Raw genomic sequence first — 17899 nt, 5'->3', positions numbered from 1 at the left:
AGGCCAAATTATTAATAAACGACACCAGCGACTAAAATGACATTCGCATATCCGGTAAACTCACCTGTACGAATTAATCCTCTTGCCTGTTTTGTTTGCTGCTTAAATTCCACATGCGGAACATATTCAATCGGTAGATTTGGGAATCTGCTAACGATTTGGTCATGCATCCCAGGACTAACTGTTTTAACTTCTTCTGCTAAAATGACTTTTTCCACTTCCAGCTCGGTTAATACCGTATCAAGAGTTTCTAAAAAACCTGGCAGGCCTTCTTTCAAAGCTAAATCAATCCGATGGGTCACATTCTCAGGAATCGGTAAACCAGCATCTGTCACCACGATGTAGTCAGTATGACCAGTTTCAGAGATTAATTGATTAATTTTCGGATTTAAAATACCACCTTTTTTCATACTTTCCTTCCTCCTAAAATTGATAAATGTAAACGTTTAGATTTTATGACATGACTCTCGAATTTTTAATTCTGGTTTTAATAAATACTCCCTTTTAGGAAAGTTTTCTTTAAAATGAATACGTTCGTACACCAATTGAAACGCTATTTCACCAATTGTCGTCATCGGACGTGAAACAACAGATAGTTTTGGTTTGATGAAAGTGGCTATTTCAACATCATCAAAGCCTATAAAGGAGACTTCCTCCCCTAACTTCCAATCCAGTTCAGTTAGTGCTTTAACGCAGCCAATCGTCATCTGGTTATTCGATGAAAATATTGCAGTAGGTCTATTTTTTAAATAAAACAATTGCAACGCACCCTTATAGCCACTGTTTTCCATAAAATCACCCTGATAAACCAAGCTGGGGTCAAAGGGAATATTATATTCCTCGAGCGCTTTCTTATAACCAAGGTAGCGTTCCCGACCAGGCGTTGTGTTTTGTGGACCGCAAATAATTGCAATGCTCTCATGTCCCTGTAAAATTAATTGGCGGACAGCTTGGTAGGCTCCATTGACGTTATCAACCAAAACCGTATCTACTTCAAAATTCTTAATTGCCCGGTCAACCGCAACAATTGGGATTCCTTGATCCTGTAACAACTTGATATGGTCCCCTGTTTCATTTGCAGTTGTTATGATGACCCCATCTACTCCTCTTTCAATAAAGATTTTCACAATATCTTCTTCAATAATTGGGGATTCGTTGGTACTACTAAGAATTGTGTAATATCCTTTTTCTCTTGCTTTCTGTTCGATTCCAGCAACTACGTGAGGAAAAAACGGGTTAGTAATATCAGGCACAATAATACCAATGGTGTTTGTTTCCTTTCTTTTCATGCTCCTCGCCACAGCACTGCGGATATAACCAAGTTCGCTGATGGCGTTTACAATCCGGTCTTCAGTTACCTTCCGAACTCCACCTTGGTTGTTTATTACCCTGGATACCGTTGCAATCGAAACATTTGCAAGCTTAGCTACATCCTCAATCGTTGGTTTGTACTCCATAATATGTAAACTCCTAAAATATAAAATCCTAAATGTAAACGTTTAGATTTTTTAATACAATATCTCTGCTTTTAAAGATTTTAGAGAAGGTTTTCTTCTTTATCGAAAATGTAAACGTTTAGATTTTTATAAATTGATAATATCACCGCTTATGAATGTAGGCAAGAACGTTTTTTATAAAAATTTACAATTAATTTTGGATCTTTAAAATAGGATAATAATATGATAACAATTATTCACATAAACTACGGTTCCATTTCCCTGCAAATATGGACACCTTTTCTGGTAGATTCTTTTACACTGAAGAAAATAGAACTACAATGTAACAGACATTCTCGAAGGGATCACTTGAAAGTTGGGAGATTCATTTACTCATTAACGATATTTAAAAAAAGTAAATCCCTTCTATAATTTCAAGATGAAATATTTTCCGATTGGATTACACTGTGGTGCCTGACACCAAAATTGTAATGGAAGGTGATACGGATGCTTTGGTTGTATTTTGTTTTAGCCTACTTGATTGGAAGCGTAATGTTTGGATTTCTCATTACGAAAGCATTATTTCATACGGATATCCGCCGTGAAGGGAGTGGAAATGTCGGGGCCAGGAATGCCGGCCGCCTACATGGGAAAAAGGCATTTATGTTGATATTTCTAGGGGATGCTTTAAAAGGAGTTCTCGTTATATTGATCGCTCGCTATTTTGGATTCTCTGCCCAGATTCAACTTGTTGGTTTAGGCTTGGCCATTTTAGGACATTTAAAACCAATTACGTTGAACTTTAAGGGAGGAAAAGGGATCTCAACCTTTATTGGCGGGATCATCATGTTTGAACCGCTTCTTGTTTTCGTGATCGCCGGAGTATTTCTTGTCCTTTTTCCCTTTACTAAGAGTTTCACCTTTTCAGGCCTAGGAGCATTCCTTTTCATTCCCGTTTTTCTATTATTTATAGATTATGATTGGATATGCTTTGCTGCAGCATTAGGTATCTTATTCTTGATTTTTCTGGCCCATTGGGAAAATATTAAGGTGAGACTAAGAAGGTAGGAATTTTTGGATCTCACCGGTGGCTTAGATCGGCATATAACTGGTCCACAATGACCATTGAAGAATACAAAAGCCCCTATAACTCTGTTTTTCAAATTGAACGGGCATCATACACTTCCTATGGTTACCGTTCACACTGTTTTTTGGCCTGAACAGGCACCATACACCTCCTTTGGTTACCGTTCACACTGTTTTTTGGCCTGAACGGGCATCATACACCTCCTTTGGTTACCGTTCTACTGTTTTTTTTGCCTGTACGGGCATCATACACCTCCTTTGGTTACCGTTCACACTGTTTTTTTGCTTGAACGGGCATCATACGCCTCCTTTGGTTTATACGGTGTGCCTTTGCTTAAACTCGATAGCCACCTGATAACCTAACCATAACTATCAACAAAGCTCTTCCAACAGTCCCTTAACTGTAAAGACTCTCAAAAAGATGTATAAAAAGACCTAGAATGTAATATTTATTTTGTGTGGCTTTATTTTTCTTACTTTTTATTTGGGGGTGGATGTCTCTGAACGCGGTAAGAATAATTCAATGGCTGTTGGGTGGATTGCTTCTCGTCTATGGGATTTATCTTATTTTTGGAGTACAGGAGTTCTTTGGAACCTTAGCTATAATCGCTGCCTTTTTTATCTTTCCGAGTATTAGAAAAGGAACAAAAAAATCTTATAGCAATGATTATCAAAATGATACAGACTACTCCGATAACAAAGTCGATACCGATTCCGGCAGGGATTCTGGAGGAGATTCCGGTGGAGACAGCGGCGGGGATTAATGGCACTGATAAACACAAATTAAAACACCCTTGCCTTTAGAGACAAGGGTGAACTTTTGCCCGTTAACCATCCAAATTTTCACTTATTTTTAGAATAATAGTATAAAAACCAGACTGCATGATTTTGCTCATCAGCGGCCGCTCTTCGAAATGCTTCTTTTATGGATGGTTCCATAGCACCATCAGCGACTTCCAGGTAAAAATCTACCGTTATTTGTTCATCTTGTAAGGCAAACTCTAATCCCTCTAAATAAACATCTGGACAGTCCTCACTAAGCTTTGGTAGTTGTGGCTTTCGCCCAGTCAGCTGAGTATAAATCTGTTCAAATTTTTTATGGTGCTTTATTTCATCTTGGCGAATTTCAAGGATTTGACTTTTCTCCTTCTCATCGGAAGCTAATTTTGCTAATTTGCTATAACAATGGATGGCATTGTACTCACCATTAATCGCTTTTTCAACTTCTCTAATCAATTTATTATTTTGTCTATATAAAGCATCGTAATAATTCGTGTACGGATACATAGTAAAACCTCCCCGTTTCTCTCAAAAATATCCTACGTGAGACGAGACTCTCGGGTGCTTACTATTGAGTACTTTTCCCTAAAACCATTATGAAAATATCAATAATGGTGCCTGACACCGTTTAGAATTTTATACATATAGAAAGAATGGTTTAGGGGATGATTTAGGAAGCAAGTGGAATTTCTAACCAAACAAAGTTCCTACTATTTTTATTGATATTACCTTATTGAACTGCTTATGCATTAGCAACAGAACAAATTTTTATCCATATGATAATGATAGGAATTTTCATGGACGTAGATTCAATTAACATCACGTTCAGATCCCTAACCAGCTTATTTTCCTTCACAAAATCTAATAAAACGGAGGTTTCTACATGAAAAAGAAGGTATTAGTTTTAGCCGCGGCAATTGTATTTCTCCTGAGTGGTTGTTCCTTGCTAAATGATGCGAAAGATACTCTCTCGTATGTGAATGATGCATCGGACTATCTAAATAAAGCGACCGCCTTTGCAAGTGATGCTCCATCTATTGCGCAACAAGCCGTAAGCGACCAGCAGGCCACCGCAGAACTAAAAAAGATGCTCCAGGAAATGAAACAAGAAATCAATACATTCAATAAACTCCAAGCACCAGAAATAGCAGCCGACTTACATCAGCAACTGGTTGACCAAAACAACAAATTAACAGCTGGCATTGATCTATATTTAAAAAATATCCAGAATGGATTACTCGACCCTTCTATCCTTGAAAACACAGAAATTTTTCAAAGCGTCCAAGAAATCAGCAATATCCTTGATCAAATAAAACAGCTTGGTCAGTAATAGTTAATTCAAAACCTCAGTTCAAGTAATATCTAAAGGTGGTCACATTGAAAGTTACTTCTCGATGTGGCCATTCCTTCAATAGTAAATCCTCACCTCTCCACTGCCTCTAGAATTAGCTCACCATATTTGCCTATACCAAAGAATTTGATGTTATGATAGTAGCAATATTAGAAAATAGCAATTACAGCTTGGGAGGCGCCGTCTTCCCAAGAAGGACAATTGTCCACGAGCGGTGCCTGACACCAATCATAATATCACCAAACTGACACCAAACACGAAAGGAGATTGGATTACGCTATGGCTTCATTTATACAGGAACGAGATGGTGTTTTTCATGGGGTTTGCCCGCTGGATTGCCCGGATCAGTGTGGTTTACTTCTACATAAGGAAAATGGGAAGATTATTAAAGTGGAAGGAGACCCAGAGCATCCGGTCACCAAAGGGCATATTTGCAACAAAGTCCGAAATATGACGGAACGCATCTATGATGAAAACCGCTTAAAATACCCGCTAAAACGGACCGGCCCCAAAGGCGAAGGCAAGTTCGAACGGATCAGTTGGAAGGAAGCAATCGAGACCATTACCTCCCGATGGACTAATTTAATAGAATCTAACGGTCCGGAAAGCATCCTTCCGTACAGCTTTTACGGAAACATGGGCCGGCTTAATGCCGAGGGGATGGACCGCCGTTTCTTCCATCGCCTCGGGGCTTCTCGCTTGGATCAAACCATCTGCTCTGCAGCTGGTTCTGTTGGCTATAAATATACGATGGGCGGCAGCATCGGCATCGACCCTGAGGATACGACTCATACCAAACTATTCCTATTTTGGGGGATTAATGCAGTGAGCACCAACATGCACCAAATCGCCCTTGCTCAAAAAGCCCGTAAACAAAACGGTGCCAAAATCATTGTTATTGATGTTCTCAAAAATCAAACTGGTAGATTAGCAGATTGGTTTATTCCGATTTTGCCTGGCACTGACAGTGCCCTCGCTTTGGGGATGATGCACATCCTATTTGCCGAAAACCTGGTCAACCAAGACTTTTTAGAAAAGTATACGATTGGTCACGAGGAACTGCGTGAGCATATCATCCAATACGACCCAATCACCGTTTCAGCAATCACAGGTGTTCCCGTAGAAGATATTTACAAACTGGCCCGCATGTACGTTGAAACATCACCAGCATTTATTCGCATCGGTAATGGACCACAGCATCATGACAATGGAGGAATGTTTGTTCGGACAATCTCCTGCCTGCCAGCCCTTACCGGCCAATGGCTTATCAAAGGCGGCGGGGCAATCAAAGGAAATTCTGCCTATCTGGCACCGAATACCGCGCACTTGCAACGAGCGGATTTATTGAAAAATAAACAAACGCGCGTGATCAACATGAACGTACTTGGTGACACATTGCTCTCACTAGACCCACCCGTTAAATCACTCTATGTGTACGGCTCTAACCCTGCCGTAGTCGCACCTAATGCCAATAAAGTCCGAAAAGGGCTTGAGCGCGATGATTTATTTACAGTGGTTCATGAGTTATTTTTAACAGAAACGGCCAAATATGCAGATATCGTTTTACCAGCGACATCCTCCTTTGAAAATACTGACATGTACACATCTTATTGGCATCATTATATTCAATTGCAGCAGCCGGTCATTGAACCATTTGCTGAGTCAAAATCCAATGTTGAGGTGTTCCGATTACTTGCCAAGGGGATGGGCTTCTCTGAAACACTTTTTGAAGAGACAGAAGCAGAGATGATTAGACAAGCCTTAGATAACCCGCGCAATCCTTACTTAAACGGGATTAGTTATGAAGCTTTAGTAGAGCAGCAATTCATGAAAGCACAGGTTAAACCGATATTCCCTGGCACACTGGAAACCCCTAGCGGAAAAATTGAGTTATTTTCTGAAAAGATGAAAGAAAATGGGTACCCCCCATTGCCAACCTACGTACCTTTAGAGGATGATGGGAACCACCGATACCAATTTGTTCCGGGCCCAAATCATAATTTCTTAAATTCTACCTTTTCAAACAATCAAAAGCATATAAGATTGGAAAAAGAGCCGAGAGTCTATATGAATCAACTCGATGCCTTAACGGAGGGAATTGAAGATGGCGATACGGTTCGAATCTGGAACCAGCGCGGTGAATGTGAACTGAAGGTTTCTGTGGGTGAGCAAGTCCTGCCAGGAGTCGTGGTGACGCAAGGTCTTTGGGCCGATACAGTCGATACAAAACAGCTAGTAAACGCACTCACTCCCGACCGTATCGCCGATATGGGCGGCGGCGCCACCTTCTTCTCAGGGCGTGTAAGTGTATCAAAAATATAAGAAAAGCGTAAGCGCCCTGGTCAGCGGCGTATGGCCTGGAGCGCTCCAACTGGGATAAAGGAAACACGAAGAGCCGGAGGCGCATTCGTGCTTGACTTATCGTAGGGCGGAGAGCGAAGGACACTAGCCGCTAGGGCGCTGGAGCTAGACAGTAATCTAGGCTCAAAAACTTATACTTTCTTATGATTTAAAAAGGTGCCTGACACCAACTTGGGTGTCAGGCACCAACTTAAAAACCTAAACTTAATCTTAACTCGCCTTATAACCATGCCCGATTATCTCGTGGACATTGTGGACGGTGACGTAGGCGTGTTTATCTGTTTCTTTTATAATACTTTTTAGCTGAACGATTTCCTGCTTATTGATGACGATGTAAAGTACTTCTCGGTTCTGTCCTGTGTAGCCGCCGCGGCCGTCGAGCACTGTCAGCCCGCGCGACATCTGACTCGTAATGTTGGCCAGCACCTGCTCAGGTTCATTCGAGATAATTAGCACTGCTACCTTTTCATCCAATCCCTCTACAATGAAATCGATCGCTTTCGCCCCAATAAACACAATCAATAACGTATACATTCCTTTTTCCAAGCCAATGATAAAAATCGACCCAACTACGACTAAAATATCAATAATTAACATACCCTTACCAATGCTCCAACCTAACAATTGATTGGCCAATCTTGCTAAAATCGTCGACCCTCCAGAGGTTCCTCCTGTCCGAAAAATCAATCCCAACCCTACGCCTACCAACAAACCCGCAAAGATGGATGCCAAAAATGTATCCTCGGTGAGCCGATGTCCTGCATCCTCCGTTACATACAAACACAACGAGCAGGCTGCAATCGAAATCAGGGTATAGACAAAGGTTCTTTTTTCAAAAAATTTGTACCCAACCGCTAACAGCGCCACATTCAAGACAAAATTCACGATACCGGGCGACCAATCAAACAAATAGTGGGCAATAATCGTTATCCCTAAAATACCGCCTTCTGAAAGATGATTAGGAATCGTGAAATAATTGACCCCTAAAGCAAAAATGAGCGCTCCTAGTAAAATATAAAAAATATCCTTTAACGTCCTCTTCATAAAAAATCCATCCTTTATTTGCACCGCATATGACCTATCTTACCCTAAGAATTGATAGCCATCAATTGACATTTCGCCCCCAAAAACAAAAAAATACTGCAAGAATACATACATTCTTACAGCATTTTTAACAACCAGATGGTGTCAGGCACCAAGTTCTTCGCTTTTAAAAGATCGGTCGAGCCAGTTCTTCCCTTCTACCAATCGTGTGACAAGCATTGCGCACACGGTGTTCCCTGTGGAGTTGAGGAGGGTTGCTGGGGCATCAATGATCGTGCTGATTACAGCAATAATGGGCAAGGTTTCTGGCGGGAAGCCGTACACACTGATAATTAACATCTCACCGATCATCCCGCCGCCAGGAATCGCCCCCATCACGGCACCAACTAAGAAGGCGACCGCTAAAATGCTTAAAATATTCGGGATACTCGTGACATCCTTTCCGAATAAGGCAAATAAGAAGACAATTTTCAGCACACCGCCAAACACCGATCCATCTTTATGGGTATTCGCACCAAGCGGAATAATCGTTTCAGCGATATCCTTTGGCACCCCCATCTTTTGAACGGTGGCCAAGTTGACGGGGATACACGCGGCACTTGAACAAGTAGCAATGGCTGTAACAGATGGTGTAGTCGCATGTTTCCAAAAAACCTTCACACCTGCCTTTCCCCCGGCAATAAAGGCATACAGGGTGAAGAACCCGAAATAATAAATCACAGCAAGAATTAGATATAACACAAATGAGCGGGCATACCCCTCTAAAATTTGCGGCCCCAATTCACCAATCACCGCTGCAAAATAACAGCCAAGTCCAATCGGTGCATAGTACATAATAATATTGACCATCTTCATCATTACCGCCGTTGCAGCCGACAAAAAGCTTGCCACGGGTTTCGCTTTTTCCCCCACCAACGCAGTTGAAATTCCAAAAAGCAGTGAAAATACGATCAATTGCAGCATGTTACTTCTTGAGAGCAGTAAATTAAAATCCCCCACCGTAAATGTAGCAACAAGATGGTCGAGAAATGATAATTTCTCAGAATCTGTCTCAACTGTTGAATTGTTCATTACTTCTTTAATCGAAGAAATATCAGCGTTTTCAATCGGATGGATAATGGAGGCACCGATTAAGCCCAGGATCGCGGCTATAGAGGCCGTCACCAAGAAAACAACCACAATGCTTCCCATGATTTTTCCAAGCCGTTTCATTCCATTCATATTAGCAATCGCAGACGCGATGCTGAAAAACACCAATGGGACGATCATCATGAACATTAAATTTAAAAATAAATCCCCAAATGGCTTAACAAGCGCAGCCTTTGGTCCAAATATCAAACCTGCCGCCCCGCCCGCGATAATGGCAGTTAGCAGGATAAGTGTGAACCGATAATTTTTATAGAATAGTTTCAAACCTTCCACAGCCTTTCAATATGTACCTATCAAAAGCATACCCAAGTTAGGGGCACTGGTAAATGAGCAAATACGTCTAAACCTTGAATTTTATTAACCAACATGATTCAACAAAAAAGCCGCATTCCCTATAATTCTACAAATTCTAAGGCGGACAAGCACGGATATTGTCTATATTTTTGTATTTATATTCATTTAATAATAGATTCCCCTTCCATACAATTAAGATAGAAATGGAGGGATTATTCTGAAAAAATCCATAAAAGTATTGATTGCACTCACACTGTTCTTAACGATCCTCATGCCCTTTCAAACGGTTTCCTACGCAGCTTCTACATCTTCTGCAACCGTAAATACGAAGGTACTAAATGTACGTGAAAAGCCTACAACTCACTCCAAGAAAAAAGGCGTCCTTAAAAAAGGCACCAAAGTAACGGTTTATTTGAAAACCAAAACAGGCTGGTCACAAATTAAATACAAATCCAAAAAAGCGTATGTTTCCACAAAGTATTTGAAATTCATCTCCAAACGGGCCAGCTTCCTGCTCGATAAAACCAAGGTCTATACTTATAAAGGGACGGAAGGATCCTATCAATTAATCCCTACTAGAAAAAAATATGATTCATGGGACATTTGGTACTACGCCACTCCTTCTGATAAGCAAAAATTCATTGTCGGCGAAGATAGTAAAGGACTCTATACCGGATATATTGACTCAGAATATTATATCGATATTAAATATCCTGCGAAGGTCGGCCAGAAATGGGATATCGGTTATGAAGGAGAAGGACAAGCACGGATTACTTCCGTAAAAAAGACCGTGAAGACACCAGCCGGTACGTTTAAAAACTGTATCGAGGTAAAGGAAGATTCTGGGTATATTTACTACTATGCAAAAAATATCGGGCAAGTAAAAACGGTTCGAGACGGAATAACCGTCATGGAGTTAGTGAGTTTGAAGAAAAAATAATCTTAAAGCCAACCATCAAAACACGAAAAAGCACTCACAGCAACTTGTGAATGCTTTTTTTACTAGATGGCTGCAATAAACACTTCCATATATTCCTTAAGAAATCTTTCGATCAAGTTGAATTTCCATATCGTATAATGCATTTTTAAAGTCTTCCCTTAGCCAAAAGTAGGTTTTAGACTGTTTAAACTCCTTAATACAATGGATTAGATCCTCTTTCAGTTCCTCGGGAATCTCCCACTTAGTACGGCCAACAATAATAGGGATCCATGCAACAGACTCTTTTAATTGGTTGTATTTATTGTCCGGTAGTACTTCTAAGGCAACGGAAAGTGCTTCTTTAATGGAAACAGGATCTTTTAAATAAACCAAATTATTCAACCCCTTTCAAATTTACACCTTAATTATTTCACACCTTTTGTCCATAATTTGATGAAATATGTTAGGAGAATGGATGTTTTTTTGTCAAAAGTAATCAACTATAGTAAAAAAAGGTCTGTTCCAAAAACAGACCTTTTTCACTAGAATTCACCCAAATCCTTGGGTCTAGTTTCATTAGTTTTCATATAATATAGGATAGCATCAACAATTCTTTTAGAAGCATGTCCATCCCCATATGGATTGGAGGCTTTCGCCATCGCATCATGAGCCTCTTCACTACTTAACAGTTCATCTGCCAAGTTAAAAATAACTTCTTCGTCTGTTCCTGCAAGCTTTAACGTCCCCGCCTCAACGCCTTCTGGACGTTCAGTAGTATCTCTAAGGACCAATACAGGTACTCCCAATGATGGAGCTTCCTCTTGAACACCACCTGAATCGGTTAAAATCAAGTAAGCTCTAGATGCAAAATTGTGGAAGTCGATTACGTCTAACGGCTCTATTAAATGAATACCACTGTTCTGACCTAGAATTTTATCGGCAATTTGGCGTACTACTGGATTCATATGTACCGGGTAGACCACTTGAACATCATGATGTTTCTCAACCAATCTTCGAATCGCTCGAAACATATTTTCCATCGGCTCACCCAAGTTTTCTCTTCTATGAGCCGTCATTAATATTAACCGGTCCCGTCCTAATTGTTTTAAGATTGGATGAGAGTACTGTGGTTTGACCGTTGTTTTCAGGGCATCAATTGCAGTATTTCCTGTTACAAATATATTGTACTCAGATTTGTTTTCCTGTAACAAATTTTTCTTTGAAACAGCAGTAGGAGCAAAATGAAGGTCAGCCATAACTCCAGTAAGTTGCCGATTCATCTCTTCTGGATAAGGAGAGAACTTGTTCCAAGTACGTAGACCCGCTTCTACATGGCCGATTGGAATAGAATTATAAAAGGCAGCTAAACTTGCTACGAATGTAGTAGTGGTATCCCCATGAACCAGAACGATATCAGGCTTTGCTTCCTGAAGTACTTGGTTTAATCCTTCTAGAGCTCTCATCGTTACATCCGTTAATGTCTGGCGATCTTTCATAATGTTCAAGTCATAATCGGGAGTTATCTCAAATATTTCTAACACTTGGTCCAGCATTTGCCGATGCTGTGCTGTTACAGTCACGATCGATTGAATGGTTTCATAATTCTTTTCTAATTCTTTAACTAAAGGCGCCATTTTAATAGCCTCAGGTCTCGTTCCGAAAACGGTCATTACTTTAATTTGTTGATTCATGACTAGCTCCCTCTTTTTTCGAATTTCATTAGTTTAATGAAACAGTAGCACTATTATTCTCAAGATCCACAACGATCTCATACTTTTTAGTTTTAAAATAGTAATAGAGGGAATCGTTTGAAATAAGCGATGCACTTTCCTTTAATTGATCCCACTGTTCTTTGGTTGTATCAATATTGCTAATGATTATGGATTCGGCTTTGTTCTCTTGGTTTATTGAAAACTGAGCACTATAAACGGAATAAGTCAGCGTTTTCATACCATTATCAAAAATCTTTTCATCATCTGATCCAATTAACTTTGTTTTAACCTCTTCATAGTCTGAATTGAGAAAGGTAAGAAAGTATTCATACGCATTGGCGAATCTTTCAGGAAATAGAGGGAGAAACTCCTCTATTTCCTTTTGAGTAAATGGTATATCCTCTTCCAGTTTCTTAATATTTTCAACATTAGTATAGCCAATCGTGTCATTATTTGTTCTAACTTTATAGGACTTTCCCTTTTGATCTAAAATACGTAGTTTTTGAGCGAACTTCAACGGTTCGCTAGGAGTTTTCAATTCATACTCACTATACAGGTCTGAAGGCCCTGTAATCACCAAACCGTCTTTATTTACTTCCTTAACCCTAGTTTCTTGCTGTTTTGCTTTGGTTTTTTCTTCACTGACCTTTTTTGTCTTTTCTGCAGGGATAGGATCCTTTATTAAATAATCATCAAGATATCTTTCAATCCCTTTGACCGGCTGGACACCAAACATAAAGGAAGCACTAATGATTACAGTTAGAAAAAGTAAGATGAATTGCAAAGAAAAAAGAAAATTGCTATTACTTTTTACCTGTTTCTTTTTCTTAAGTTTTGCTTGTCTTCCGGAAGGATTATCTACAACCGGGTCTTCATCTTTATATTGACGTCCAAGCATTTTTGCCCGGTACTCTTTCTTTTCAGACTCGCTTAATGCGTTAAACCATTTAATAAACTCACTATATTCTTTAATAACAACGTGAGCCTCATCGAACTTTTCCATTCTACCAAAATGAATCCACATCACACGGTCACAGAACGCCTGAACCTGTGAGATTGAATGACTGATGAAGACAATGGTATTCCCTTTACTTTTAAATTCATTCATCTTGTCCAGACACTTTTGATAGAATGTTTGGTCTCCTACAGAGAGAGCTTCATCTATAATTAAAATATCTGGGTTCGTATGAATTGATATGGCAAAGCCCAAACGGGACTTCATTCCGCTAGAATAATTCTTCACGGGTTGGTTGATAAATTTTCCAATATCAGCAAACTCAATAATGTCGGATTTCAACTTTTGAATCTCTGACTTACTTAAACCATGCATTAAACATTTCAGATTTATATTTTCCAATCCCGTTAATTGGTTATTTAAACCCGCTGCAATAGCTATTATGGATGTCTCTCCATTAACTTCTATTTTTCCAGAAGTAGGAGGAATGACTTGTCCAAGCAAATTAGAAAGAGTGGATTTTCCTGACCCATTTAGACCCACAATTCCTATTGCTTCACCTTCGTAAATCTCAAATGACAAATTTTTAAGTGCAAAAAAGCTATCCTCACTATTTTTAAAAGAAATAATTTCCATTAATTTATCTGATTGTTTTTGATATAAATTAAAGCTTTTTGAAACATTAGAAAAAGCTATTTTCGGCCCCATTTTTTTAAAGCCTCCAATTATATATAGTCAACAAACTTATGACGAAATTTCAAATGCACATTTGAAGCAATGAATAAAATTAAAAGATTAATAGCCCAAAAATACAGAGTATAGGCTAGATCATTAAAAAACCATGTACCACCTAATAAAGAGTATCTAAATCCCTCAATAATATAGAAAAATGGATTTAATTGAAGTATTTTCAGAATAGTATTAGGTAAACTATCTACATTCCAAACAATTGGTAATATATACATCATAAGTCTCATGACTGATTGAACAATTGGTTGAACGTCCCTAATAATTGTTGTAAGTGTTGATAATAATAACGTTAAACCATATAGTAAAAAATATAGACAAAACAAGTAATAAGGTAACTGTAAAAGATATATTCCTGAGAAACCATGATTTATAGTAATAATTACAAGAGTAAAAATAAACATCATGAAAAAGGAAAATGAATTACCTACTATCTTAATCGATGGTAAAATGCTAACAGGAAACTTCATTTTGGAGACCAAAGTTATATTAGAGTAAACACTATTTGACCCTTGCGTTATAGCAAGGTTAATAAACATCCACGGGATGATACCAACTATAAGCCACAGGAAATATGGGGTCTCACCTACAGAAGATCCCCCACCTCTAATTCCATAGCCAAAGACAAACCAATAAATTCCTATTTGTATAAACGGATTCAATATCTGCCAAAAAGCACCTAAATAATGCATCGTGTACTTACTTTTTTCTTCATAAAAACTTAATCTAAAAATCAAATTCAAATGGAGAAGCTGTTCCTTCATGACTTGCCAGATAAAGTTCATACAAGACTAGCTTCCTTCTTAAGAAATTCATATAAATTTCCATAATTCATATATTCAACATCACTAGAAACAGCTGTAACTACATTCTTTGTGTCAAAAATTCTTTTATTATTCATTTTTGCTAAATCAGTTTCACCAAATAATTTAAATTCATCATGGTCAGAAAGTACAACGATTAAATCAGAGCCGTTAACTGCTTCTTCCATGTCTGCAATAACCCAATCAAGTTGAACATGTGGATCATATGCTCTTACTTCAAATTGACTTTGCTCTTTAAGCATTTCGAAAATTTCCATAGCAGGGCTTTCTCGAATATCATCAACATTTCCCTTATAAGTTAATCCAAATACTGTTACTACTTTACCTTCTACATTTTTCATCAGTTTATTAACATTCTTTACTACATATTCAGGCATAGACGTGTTAATAGAGCGAGAAAGATTTATTAACTGAGCGGTCTCCGGAGCTTTAGCAACAATAAAGTATGGGTCCACTGCTAAACAATGCCCGCCTACTCCAGGACCAGGTGTATGCAAGTTAACACGAGGATGCTTGTTTGCCATATTAATAACATCTAGTGAATTAATTTCTAACTCATTACATACTTTCGCTAGTTCATTTGCCAAAGCGATATTTACATCTCTAAATGTATTTTCCATTAACTTTGACATCTCTGCTGTTTTCGCGTTGGTCTTAATGATTTCACCTTTTACAAAGGTACTGTATACCATTGCCCCAGCTTCCGTACATTCTGGTGTAATCCCTCCAACGATCCGATTGTTATAAATAAGTTCATGCATGATTTGACCAGGTAGGACTCTTTCTGGACAGTGAACTAGAAATATATCTTTACCTACCACGAAACCAGCAGCTTCTACTAATGGTTTAACTACATCATCCATGCTGCGTGGCCCAATAGTCGATTCGACAATAATAACATTTCCTTTTTCTACGAAAGGCAACACTGAATTAATTGCACTAATTACATACGTTAAATCACACGACTTGTACTCGTCATTATGATTTGGCGTCGGAACAGAAATTATAAAAGCATTTGCATCTTCAGGATGCATTGAAGCCCTGAAAGTTCCCTTTTCGATTACTTCCTCTAAGGCTTCTTGTAGTCCAGGTTCTTCAATATGGATCTTTCCACTATTCAACGACTCTATTACTTCCTGCTTTACATCAACACCTACAACCTCTACATTGTGCTTTGCAAACATGATTGAAGTTGGTAATCCTATATATCCTAAACCGATTGTACAAATTTTCATTTTACTTCTGCTCCTATTCTATTTAGCTTCGAATATGGACTACTCGCAGCAACATGATTTGTATTCATCTTTGGAATCGATTTAATATCTACCTTTTTTATTACTAGTTCAGCAGCCTTTCCCCAATTCCAAGGCTCACAATTTTTCAATGTTTCAATTCTAATAGTCAAAGAGTGTTGCTTAGACTTTGCATTGAAATATATATTTATTAAATTATCATTTCCCCAATTTGATATATCTTCTTCAATTGCTTGTTCATTGTCCAAGAGAACCATGTATTTAAACCTGTTCATATATTCATTCGATATATAGGGAGAAAAGAGGGCTAATTGAATTTCATAGGATTTCTTTTCTAATAATCCCTTTAAGAAGTATGTTACTTCTACACAGTCACCCTTATTTGGTGCTGATTTATTAATATACATACTATATCCTCTAAAATCCTCTTGAAAAAAATAATCAATTTCATTCTTATTTTCAATGTTATAGGCCTTTATTTCATGCTCAAAACAGTTATGGAAGCCAGGCCTTGTTTTGTTAATAATTGTGTTTGAAAGGTACTGATTATTAAAACGATTCTTATCTTCTAGATGGAGAGGATAAGTTAGTCTATAATCTATTTTAACTTTACTATTTCCAAAGAGAATTTCTATTACGTCAGAATCGATTTGTGGTGCATGCTCATTCAAAATATTAATAATATCTTTTTCATATGGATGGTTTATAGCTAGAAGACCTCCAAGAAGATAACTATCTAAAACCTCATAACTCTTATTACCAAACCAACCTTTTAACTTTCTTAGGTTAGTTAGTGCTTTTTCTTCTAATTTGGTTGACCAGAAATCAAGATCAATAGAATGAATCATGTGACAGAAAGACATATAGTGTAATCCAATGATTAAACCATCATACCAAGAAACGTTTCCATCATTATTTCTACTGTTATTATATTTTTCAGTATTAATAATTGTTTTATTTATATAATCACTTTCAGACAAAAAGTAATTATAATCAAGGGCATTACTCTCATGTTTATTCGCAAGGCTATAGAGGACAAATTCTCCACATTTATTACATTTCATACACCATTTAATGCTAGGGTCAGCAACTGCTTCACACATCATTAGTTCCTCAAGGGCATTATAACGGTCGTTTAATATTTTAAATGCAAGATTTTCAGATAGATAATAATTACTATTAAAAATCTGGAAAGAACTACCTAACCGTTTACTAAGATACTCTGATAAAAATGAATCAAACTCAGCTCTAGATTTTTTAAAATAGAACATTTCTTTATTATCTTCATCTAAGTTCCAATAATGTGTAAATTCATAGCTATAAGTTAGATAGGACAACCCATGTTCAATATATAATGGATAACTCATGGAGAAATAAAGCTGAGTATGAATAGTATTAAAATAAGAGTATTCAGCAAAAATACTTCTAAGATTTGTATAAACCTTCTGTATGTTTGCTCCATCTTCTTTTAATCTATTTAGTGCAAAGTTATCTCTTCTATCATCAAGTCTTTTTATGTCTGCATAATTAATTGGAAATACATAAGAAATAATCAAAAGGTTTTCCACACCAAAGAGTTCTTTATTTACCTTATAGGCATATAAAGAATCCTTTCCACCACCAAAAAGTATCCCTATCTTTTTATTTTCCAATGGTTTAATAAAGTTACTAGAAACATAACTTTTAACTGTAGGGAATACTTTTATATTACTAGCCTCATTGTAGCTTAACCAATAATTAACAGTATCTTCTGGTATTTCATGTGGAAGGATAACTGTCACTTCCTTATTATACGTTCTAAGAATTGGTATCATCAGACTAACAAATATTTCTAAACAAATTTTTATATCCAATTTAGATATATCAATTTCTTGATATTTTATATAAAATTCATTTTTCTTGAATATCCCTGGATCCTCGCTAAAATTCCAGCTATAAGTTATCGTGTCATTTTTTAATTTAGGTTCATATACATAAAGAACGGTCAT

16 protein-coding genes are annotated in these 17899 nt (G+C 37.7%); 5 read left to right on the top strand and 11 right to left on the bottom strand.

All coding sequences use genetic code 11. From position 1 onward, the window contains the following. Positions 1 to 11 precede the first annotated feature (11 nt). Together rbsD and FS608_RS12890 are read right to left on the bottom strand one after the other, a co-directional pair. Positions 12 to 410, bottom strand: coding sequence for a D-ribose pyranase (gene rbsD / locus FS608_RS12895; RefSeq protein ID WP_144550574.1), 399 nt, complete (start codon positions 408 to 410; stop codon positions 12 to 14). Positions 411 to 446: 36 nt separating this feature from the next. Next, positions 447 to 1457: a LacI family DNA-binding transcriptional regulator gene (locus FS608_RS12890; protein WP_144550572.1), complete on the bottom strand. Its 1011-nt coding sequence runs from the start codon at positions 1455 to 1457 to the stop codon at positions 447 to 449. A gap of 486 nt (positions 1458 to 1943) precedes the next feature. Here FS608_RS12890 and FS608_RS12885 point away from each other — a divergent pair, with 486 nt between their 5' ends. Together FS608_RS12885 and FS608_RS12880 are read left to right on the top strand one after the other, a co-directional pair. Beyond that, positions 1944 to 2504 carry a glycerol-3-phosphate acyltransferase gene (locus tag FS608_RS12885; RefSeq protein ID WP_144550570.1) on the top strand — a complete coding sequence of 187 codons (561 nt, stop codon included), beginning with the start codon at positions 1944 to 1946 and terminating at the stop codon, positions 2502 to 2504. Positions 2505 to 3016: 512 nt separating this feature from the next. Beyond that, entirely contained in the window at positions 3017 to 3286 is a 270-nt protein-coding gene (locus FS608_RS12880; RefSeq protein ID WP_144550568.1) for a hypothetical protein, read from the top strand. Between the two features lie 79 nt (positions 3287 to 3365). On the opposite strand, the gene FS608_RS12875 is transcribed toward FS608_RS12880, so the two are convergent. Beyond that, the gene (locus tag FS608_RS12875) at positions 3366 to 3809 is read right to left on the bottom strand and encodes a ferritin-like domain-containing protein (RefSeq protein WP_144550565.1); all 444 of its coding nucleotides are present in this window, start codon (positions 3807 to 3809) and stop codon (positions 3366 to 3368) included. Between the two features lie 376 nt (positions 3810 to 4185). On the opposite strand from FS608_RS12875, the gene FS608_RS12870 reads away from it, so the two are divergent. Both FS608_RS12870 and FS608_RS12865 read left to right on the top strand, forming a co-directional pair. Further along, the gene (locus tag FS608_RS12870; protein WP_144550564.1) at positions 4186 to 4632 is read left to right on the top strand and encodes a DUF6376 family protein; all 447 of its coding nucleotides are present in this window, start codon (positions 4186 to 4188) and stop codon (positions 4630 to 4632) included. Positions 4633 to 4932: 300 nt separating this feature from the next. After that, positions 4933 to 6975 carry a molybdopterin-containing oxidoreductase family protein gene (locus tag FS608_RS12865; protein WP_144550562.1) on the top strand — a complete coding sequence of 681 codons (2043 nt, stop codon included), beginning with the start codon at positions 4933 to 4935 and terminating at the stop codon, positions 6973 to 6975. Between the two features lie 249 nt (positions 6976 to 7224). Here FS608_RS12865 and FS608_RS12860 read toward each other — a convergent pair whose 3' ends face one another. Both FS608_RS12860 and FS608_RS12855 read right to left on the bottom strand, forming a co-directional pair. After that, positions 7225 to 8058: a YitT family protein gene (locus FS608_RS12860; protein ID WP_144550559.1), complete on the bottom strand. Its 834-nt coding sequence runs from the start codon at positions 8056 to 8058 to the stop codon at positions 7225 to 7227. A 144-nt stretch (positions 8059 to 8202) separates the two neighbouring features. Then, on the bottom strand, positions 8203 to 9471 hold the full coding sequence (locus FS608_RS12855) for a dicarboxylate/amino acid:cation symporter (protein WP_144550557.1): 1269 nt from the start codon (positions 9469 to 9471) through the stop codon (positions 8203 to 8205). Between the two features lie 268 nt (positions 9472 to 9739). Between FS608_RS12855 and FS608_RS12850 the strand changes: the two genes are divergently transcribed. Continuing rightward, positions 9740 to 10441: an SH3 domain-containing protein gene (locus tag FS608_RS12850; protein ID WP_144550555.1), complete on the top strand. Its 702-nt coding sequence runs from the start codon at positions 9740 to 9742 to the stop codon at positions 10439 to 10441. A gap of 96 nt (positions 10442 to 10537) precedes the next feature. Here FS608_RS12850 and FS608_RS12845 read toward each other — a convergent pair whose 3' ends face one another. The 6 genes from FS608_RS12845 to FS608_RS12820 all read right to left on the bottom strand — a co-directional run bounded on the left by FS608_RS12845 (position 10538) and on the right by FS608_RS12820 (position 17899). Then, positions 10538 to 10813, bottom strand: coding sequence for a hypothetical protein (locus FS608_RS12845; RefSeq protein WP_144550553.1), 276 nt, complete (start codon positions 10811 to 10813; stop codon positions 10538 to 10540). A gap of 149 nt (positions 10814 to 10962) precedes the next feature. Then, positions 10963 to 12111, bottom strand: a complete 1149-nt coding sequence (gene wecB / locus FS608_RS12840) for a non-hydrolyzing UDP-N-acetylglucosamine 2-epimerase (protein WP_144550550.1) — start codon at positions 12109 to 12111, stop codon at positions 10963 to 10965. A 28-nt stretch (positions 12112 to 12139) separates the two neighbouring features. After that, a complete protein-coding gene (locus tag FS608_RS12835; RefSeq protein ID WP_144550549.1) occupies positions 12140 to 13795 on the bottom strand; it encodes an ATP-binding cassette domain-containing protein in 1656 nt (551 codons plus the stop codon). Between the two features lie 17 nt (positions 13796 to 13812). Continuing rightward, positions 13813 to 14598 (bottom strand): ABC transporter permease, encoded by a 786-nt coding sequence (locus tag FS608_RS12830; protein WP_260871666.1) that lies wholly within the window; start codon positions 14596 to 14598, stop codon positions 13813 to 13815. Between the two features lie 17 nt (positions 14599 to 14615). Continuing rightward, positions 14616 to 15893 (bottom strand): nucleotide sugar dehydrogenase, encoded by a 1278-nt coding sequence (locus FS608_RS12825; protein ID WP_144550544.1) that lies wholly within the window; start codon positions 15891 to 15893, stop codon positions 14616 to 14618. Next, complete coding sequence (locus FS608_RS12820; protein WP_144550542.1) at positions 15890 to 17899, bottom strand: hypothetical protein; 2010 nt, start codon at positions 17897 to 17899, stop codon at positions 15890 to 15892. The genes FS608_RS12825 and FS608_RS12820 overlap by 4 nt, the downstream gene beginning before the upstream one ends.

The sequence above is a fragment of the Bacillus sp. X1(2014) genome (genome assembly GCF_007678255.1).
The sequence above is the reverse complement of the archived record's forward strand: the minus strand, read 5'-3'. Positions and strand labels throughout refer to the sequence as shown.